At 70.6% G+C, this 1,356-nt stretch carries 2 protein-coding genes; both read right to left on the bottom strand.

The features are described from left to right. Positions 1-59: 59 nt before the first annotated feature. Positions 60-623, bottom strand: a complete 564-nt coding sequence (locus G6030_RS06925; protein ID WP_061228570.1) for an NAD(P)H-dependent oxidoreductase — start codon at positions 621-623, stop codon at positions 60-62. Positions 624-689: 66 nt separating this feature from the next. Next, the coding region (locus tag G6030_RS06920; RefSeq protein ID WP_182642631.1) for a hotdog fold domain-containing protein at positions 690-1,356 on the bottom strand (667 nt) is incomplete at its 5' end.

Genomic DNA, 1,356 nt, shown 5'->3' with positions numbered 1-1,356 from the left:
GGCCCGCCCCCGTATCTCTCAGGGGGCGGGCCGCGGTGTCTGCATCAGCGCGGGATCGCTCAGGCGCCCGCGTCCACCAGCGCGAATCGCCGCGTGGCCTCCTCGAGCTGGTCGAACAGGGTCGCGATCTCCTCGGTGCGCCGCTCCGCGGGCCGGACGCCCTCGGGGCCGAACTCGGTGAACAGGCTCAGCGAGATCTGCTGACGCACGCCGAACATGCGGAAGTTGGCCACTATCTGCCGCCAGTGCTCGACCGCGCGCACACCACCCTCGGCACCGTAGGAGACGAACGCGACGGGCTTGTCGGCCCACTCGTTCCCGAGCGAGTCGAAGGCGTTCTTCAGACCGCCGGGGACGCTGTGGTTGTACTCGGGGGTCACAAAGACGAAGGCGTCGTAGGAGTCGATGGCCGAGCTCCAGCGCTGGACCCGCTCGTCCTCGTACTGCTTGTTCGCCGCGCCCGGCACGGTGGCCGAGGTCAGCAGGGGGATGTCGAAGGACTTGAGATCGACGAGCTCATAGGTCGCGTCCTGCCGGTCGCGGGCCTGCTGCGCGACCCACTCGGCCACGGACTTGCCGGTCCGCTCCTCGCGGATGCTGCCCAGGATGATGCCGATCTTCATGCGTCCCCTCTCGTCGTACGGACTGATTCTTACCCGTCCATACTACGTGAGTGACGTGACAACGACTTACCGGCGGCCGTAGACCGTGACCGTCGCCACCGCGCACACCCGGCCCCGCTCGTCCCGCGTCGTGACCTGCGAGATCCCCCAGCTCCGACCGTCGTGCAGCACCTCGGCGCGGACCGTCACCGGCTGCACCAGCGGGATCTGCCGCACGTACCGCACGTCCAGCGAGGAGGAGCTGACGTCGCGCTCGTGCGAGAAGACCGCGGCGCCGACGACCTCCGCGGCCGCCGCGAACACGCCCCCGTGCAGATTGCCCAGGGGGTTGGCGAGCGTCGGCTCCGGCGCGATGACGCCCTCCACCACGCGGCCGCCGTCCCCGTCGCCCCGCTCGCTCAACGTCAGACACAGCACCTCGGCCAGCGTCCCCGGCTCGAGCGCAGACGGCCACGGCGGCTCGTCGTCGTAGCCCTCCGCGTCCACGCCCGCCGCGAACTCCATGGTCTTGACCAGTCCCGAGGCGATCACCTCGCCGTCGTCGTCGACGACCTCACCGCGCGTGGTGAGGCAGTGACCGTCGTGCCCCAGGTGGTTCGCGCGGATCCCCAGGCCGGTCGACCCCTCGCGCGGCGCGCCGATGAGATCCAGGCGCAGCTCGGTGGTGACGGTCCACTTCCCGCTAGGGCGGCGGCGGTGGTTCTCCGCACCGAGCCCCGAGTCCACCAGCACG

This window comes from Dietzia sp. E1 (genome assembly GCF_014145015.1).
GTDB lineage: Bacteria > Actinomycetota > Actinomycetes > Mycobacteriales > Mycobacteriaceae > Dietzia > Dietzia cinnamea_A.
This window is presented reverse-complemented; position numbering and strand designations above follow the sequence as displayed.